This window comes from Streptomyces phaeochromogenes, assembly GCF_001418655.1.
GTDB lineage: Bacteria > Actinomycetota > Actinomycetes > Streptomycetales > Streptomycetaceae > Streptomyces > Streptomyces phaeochromogenes.
The window spans coordinates 1-5,418 of the sequence record NZ_LIQZ01000442.1 but is presented as its reverse complement, the minus strand read 5'-3'; the positions used below and the strand labels follow the sequence as shown (position 1 = coordinate 5,418).

General features: G+C 72.2%; 4 protein-coding genes. 1 reads left to right on the top strand and 3 read right to left on the bottom strand.

The window, feature by feature from the left end; genetic code table 11:
* Positions 1 to 602, bottom strand: a 602-nt coding sequence (locus tag AOK17_RS42290; RefSeq protein WP_055617970.1) for a TetR/AcrR family transcriptional regulator, incomplete at its 3' end; no start/stop codon positions are given.
* 110 nt (positions 603 to 712) lie between these two features.
* On the opposite strand from AOK17_RS42290, the gene AOK17_RS42285 reads away from it, so the two are divergent.
* On the top strand, positions 713 to 1,651 hold the full coding sequence (locus tag AOK17_RS42285; RefSeq protein ID WP_055617969.1) for an oxidoreductase: 939 nt from the start codon (positions 713 to 715) through the stop codon (positions 1,649 to 1,651).
* Positions 1,652 to 1,907: 256 nt separating this feature from the next.
* Here AOK17_RS42285 and AOK17_RS42280 read toward each other — a convergent pair whose 3' ends face one another.
* Both AOK17_RS42280 and AOK17_RS51065 read right to left on the bottom strand, forming a co-directional pair.
* The gene (locus AOK17_RS42280; protein ID WP_055617968.1) at positions 1,908 to 2,855 is read right to left on the bottom strand and encodes an ABC transporter ATP-binding protein; all 948 of its coding nucleotides are present in this window, start codon (positions 2,853 to 2,855) and stop codon (positions 1,908 to 1,910) included.
* On the bottom strand, positions 2,848 to 5,418 hold a 2,571-nt coding region (locus AOK17_RS51065; protein ID WP_055617967.1), incomplete at its 5' end, for an FtsX-like permease family protein. The genes AOK17_RS42280 and AOK17_RS51065, both read right to left, overlap by 8 nt.

Below are 5,418 nucleotides of genomic sequence, written 5' to 3'. Positions count from 1 at the left end.
TAGTGGGCACGCCGGCCGGCGAGGGCACGGGCCGTGCGCGCGGCCTGTTCCTCGACGGACGAGTTGGTGTTCCAGGGGCCGGGCAGCATGTCCTGCTGCTGGAACAGGGCCAGGCCGTGGGCTGCCGCGGCGACCTGGACGAGCAGCTCGAACGCCTCGTCCGGGTCAGGGGCGATCTCGCGAGTGACGGGCATGAGGTCGTCGTGCAGTGCGCTGCCCGCCCGGGCCAGTTCGGGGTGCCGGCTCTTGTCGAGGCCGGCCAGGAATGTGATGTCGAAGAGGGCGCGCTCTTCGGCGGCGAACCGTACGTAGGCGACGGCGAAGGCCGCCAGCTGCTCGGCCGGGGCCGTGTGCGCGGCCAGCGCGGTGCGGTAGCGGCGCCGCTGCTCCTGGTAGCCCTTCAGGGCCAGTGAAGCCAACAGGGCCTCCCGGTCGGCGAAGTGCTTGTACGGCGCGGACACGCTCACCCCGGCCCGCCGGCAGGCCTCGGCGAGGGTGAATCCGTGCGGACCGCGCTCGCCGACCAGGGCGAGCGCGGCCTCCTCCAGCGCATTGCGCAGATCTCCGTGGTGGGTTCCGGTGGGACGCCGTTTGACTGCCATGGCTCCAAGGTTAACACTATTCACCAGAGGTAAATGGTATTCACCATGGCGCGGAGTACACGCCCTGCCCCCTCAGCCACCGAGCTCGCATACGACACCCGGAGGAACCGATGCTCCAATCGAAACCCGCACGCTGGACGGCCCGCGACATCCCCGACCAGCACGGCCGCACCGCCGTGATCACCGGCGCCAACGCCGGCCTGGGATTTGAAACGGCCAAGGCGCTCGCCCTGCGCGGCGCGTCCGTGGTCCTGGCAGTACGGGACACCGGCAAGGGCGAGCGCGCGGCCGAAGAAATCGCCCTCGCCGCGCCAACTGCGCGAGTGCGCGTCCAGCAACTCGACCTCAGTTCACTCGCCTCGGTTCGCGCGGCGGCAGAGGAACTGCGCAGCACCTGCCCCCGGATCGACATGCTGATCAACAACGCGGGCTTGATGTACACACCGCACCGCACGACCACGGACGGCCACGAGCTCCAGTTCGGCACCAACCACCTGGGCCACTTCGCTCTGACCGGACTGCTGTTGGACCTTCTGCCCGCTTCCCGAGCTTCCCGTGTGGTCACAGTCAGCAGCGCGGGACACCGCATGGGTGGCCCGATCGATCTCAACGACCTCGACTGGCGGAGACGCCCCTACGACCGGACCGCCGCCTACGGGCACTCCAAGCTTGCCAACCTGATGTTCACCTACGAACTCCAGCGCAGATTGCCTGCAAGCGGCCCCCTCGCGGTCGCCGCCCATCCCGGCGGAGCGGACACCACCGGCTCCCGGAACGCGATGTCCCACTCCTCCCCTCTCACACGCGCTGCCTTCGCGGCGATCCGGCCGCTGCTCCTCCAGTCGCCCGAAATGGGAGCCCTGCCCGTACTGCGCGCCGCGACCGACCCGGACGTACACGGAGGCGAGTACTACGGCCCACGCGGCTTCCAGCAGAGCAAGGGCCACCCGAAGGCGGTCCGCTCCAGCCCCCAGTCCTACGACGCGACCCTCCAACTCCGCCTGTGGTCCCTCTCCGAGGACCTGACCAGCATCAAATTTCCGTTGTAGAGCCAGCACAGATCGCGCCGTGCCCGACGCACGGGAGACAGGATGCCGCTCCGCTGCAGCACACCAGGATCACCGACATCGTGCAGGCCGTCCTCGTCCTTCACCGCGCTTCAACGTGAGGTTTGAAGAGGCTCACTGCCCGACTTCGAAGCAGTGCGGATCAGGCCCGAGACCGCACGCCGTCCTGCCGTCTGAGCTGTCTCTCCTGTCCGATGGCGCCACGGTCGGAGGGGGCGTTCCGGCCGGGCCCCGTCGGTCACTTCGAAGGGCTGGGGCCGGGCGGCTGTTCGGTGCGGTCGGGCCACACGCCCACATGGTCCGGTTCTCCGGTCAGGCGAACCCGGCCGCTCAGGCCATAGCGCTCCAGGTAGTCCCGGGGCAGTTGGAGGCGGCCCGCGCGGTCCAGGACCGTGTACTCCTCCGCTCCCCCGCCGCCCGGCCCACGCAAGGTCTCCGTAGAGGTGCGGCCGTCGCGGATACGGACCGTACGGCGGACCTGACCCGAGACCAGGGGGTCGTGGGTGACGACCAGGACGGTGGCGCCCAGTTCCTCGTTGGCGCGGCGCAGCGCGGCGAACACCTCCTCGGCGCTGGCAGTGTCCAGCTCGCCTGTGGGCTCGTCGGCGAGCAGCACCCGCGGGGTGTTGGCCGTGGCGACCGCGACGGCCACGCGCTGCTGTTCGCCGCCGGAAAGTTCGGCGGGTCGCCGGTCGCGGCAGTAGGCGACGCCGAGGACGTCGAGGAGTTCGGCGGCACGCGCGGCACGCTTGCTGCGCGGCACACGTACGTACTTCATGGGCAGTGCCACGTTCTCCAGGGCGGTCAGGTAGGGCAGCAGGTTGCGGCCGGTCTGCTGCCAGACGAAGCCGACGGTGCGGCGGCGGTAGCCGAGCCGCTCGCGCCGCCCGAGCGCGAGCAGGTCGTGCCCTGCGACCCGGGCGCGGCCCGCGGTGGGCAGGTCGAGTCCGGAGAGGATGGAGAGCAGGGTCGACTTGCCGGACCCGGACGCGCCGACGAGCGCCGTGCACTCACCCTCCTCGACCACCAGGTCCAGTCCCTGGAGGGCCTGGACCTCGACCTCGTCGGTGCGGTACACGCGGACCAGGTTGTCGCACACGACGAGCCCCTCGTCCGCCTGCGGGCGGACGGCCTCGCGGGCTCTGTCTTCCAGGTGGCGCAGGTCGCCGGCGTGAGGGTCAGTCACCGTTCCTCCCCAGTCGCAGGACCGCGCCGAGCCCGCGGCGCCGTCCGATCCAGGTCTCCACACCCACAGCCACCACGACCAGCATGCCCAGGCCCGCGCCCAGAGCAGCGGTCAGCAGCAGGTCGGGGTGCGGGGTGGGGGCGGCGGGTCCGCCCGTGAACTCCCGCAGATCCAGGGCGGGACCGAGCAGTGCGGGCAGCGTCAGGCCCAGGGCGGTGCCGCCCGCCACCGCCGCCACCACCATCGGCAGCAGCTGCAGGAGATTCAGTCCGGTAGTGGCCCGGCCACCCAGACCGAGCGTGCGTAGGTAGGCGGTGGTACGGCCGCGCGCCTCGGCGGACAGCAGCAGTTCCAGGACCAGCGCCAGCAGGGCCAGGAGCACGGCAAGTGCGGTGCACGTGGTGTGCGCGGCCCGCAGGACACTGATCATGCCGTCGGCCGTGGCATCTGCCTGCTCCTCGGAGCGGATACGCAGTTCTCCGACGGCCGTGTCGTGGCCGGCGCGCGGCACCAGGGACCGCAGCGTCTGTACGTCCAGGCGCGGGCCGTACAGCAGCAGCGAGGACCCCTCGAAGTCGCTGGCCCCGATCGCCGTCAGGGCACGGTTGTCGGCGAGCAGCAGTCGTTCCCTGGACGGTGTTGTGCCGCGGAGCGGGCCCAGCGCCGGGTCCTGGAGTACGTCGTCGGGGAGGGGGCCGACGACGCGCAGGGACATTTTCCTGCCGTGCAGGGTGATGGTGAGCCGGTCGCCCGCGCGGGCTCCGGTGGCCAGTACCCGGATGTCGGTGCCGGACTGCGGGCCGGTGAGCCCGGCGGCATCCAGTGCGCGGGCCGCGGGCGAGTGGGGCGCTGCAGCCCGCAGGCGTGCGCCGTCGATGCCGACCATGCTCGCGATGCCGTACCGGCTGCCGCTGGTCGCGCTCGTCGGGTCCACGCGCAGCTGCCGGACGCTGACGGTCTCTCGTACCCCACGCACCTGGGCCAGCCGTTCGGCGACGGCGGGACTGCGGTGTGCGCCGAGGTAGGAGGCGTCCGCGCCGACCTGCCATCCGGCGGCCTCGCGGCGCCCCTCCGCCAGTGTCCCGGCCACGAAGCCGCCGAACACGGCTCCGGCCAAGGTCACCACCAGGACCAGCAGGGCGAGGGCCCGCGCGGGCGCTTCTTTCGCGGCCCGGGACAGCGCGATCAGCGCCACCACGCCGCGCCGCCGGGCCGAGAAGCGCGCCAGGATCCGTACCGGCAGCGGGTAACAGCGCACCAGAACAGCGACGGTGGCCAGTCCCAGCAGCGCGGGTACCGCGGCGAGCAGTGGGTCCGGTCCGGCCTCGGCAGCCGTGCCCCGCGTCCGCAGCGCGACGACACCGGCCGCGGCCAGGAGCAGGACCACTGCCTCGGCAGTCAGGCGACGGCCCGCCGCGAACGGGACCGTCCCGTCGCCGGTACGCACGGAGCGGTCGCGCAGGGAATACCAGGTCAGCGCGGGCAGCAGCAGCCAGACCAGCCCGGCCACCAGCAGCGCCTGCCCGTAGGCGGGCGAAGGGCCGGGCAGCGAGCGGGCGGCGGCGATGCCCGCCGCGAGCCCGAGCAGCACGGCCGGCGCCGTGTGGGCCGACCTCGCCAACGCCAGACCTGTCGCGGAGGCGCCGCGGGCCCGCTGCAGCCGATGCGCGTCCAGGCTGCGGCGCACCGTGAGCAGCGCGGTGACCGCGGCGGCGAGCAGGCCGACGACGAGCAGGGACGCCAGCGCGAAGGAGATCACGACGCGGCCCTGGCGCCATTGCCGGCCGAAGTCGGTGAGCGCATCGGGAAGGTGCGTACTGTGCTGCAAGGTGGAGGCCGAGTGCGGGCCGATCTCGCAGAACATGCCGCCGAAGTCGGCGATGTCACCGCAGAAGACGGACCGCGCGTCGTCCGGGTAGCGCACCAACAGTCGCTGCAACTCCCCCTGACCCCGCTCCCCCGCGAACCGTGCGGCGGTCCGCGCGTCAAGATCCAGGCGCATTCCCCACGTGACCGTCAGCACCGCCCCGGCCTGCGCCTGCAGGGCCGTGACAGTACCGGGCGCGACCAGCGCACGGGCCTCCCAGTCCAGTCCGGCAGCGCTACGCGGCGGAAACCGGGACGGGCCCGCCAGCAACGGCACCTCATGCCACAACCGGTCCCCACCCGCCACACCAGCACTCTTGGCGTCGCCACCCTTGCCCTCAGCACCCTTGGAGCCGGTGCTGTCGGCGTCACCACTCTTGGCGTCGGTGTCGTCCGCCGCGAAGAACCCGACAACGATGGCGGTCGCCTGGACCTTCTCCAACGCGCCGGGGCTGAGCGGGAGTTCCTGCCCCAGCCGCAGCTTCAGCGCGTCACGGGTCCGGGTGGATACGGCGATCTCGACCCGCTTACCGCTCCGGGCGGGTGGCCTCCCCTCCACGTAAGCCCCGCGACCCGGCGCGTCGGAGGCATACACCAGGCCCAGGCCCACCTCCCCCGCCCCTGCGACGGTGCGCAGGAGCGGCAGCTCCACCCGCGTCGAGTCGTGCACGAGGCCGCCGTTCAGGGCATCGGGAGC

Excerpts from the sequence above, each read along its gene's own strand:
- AOK17_RS42285 (WP_055617969.1), top strand. The coding sequence starts at position 713 with ATGCTCCAATCGAAACCCGCACGCTGGACGGCCCGCGACATCCCCGAC.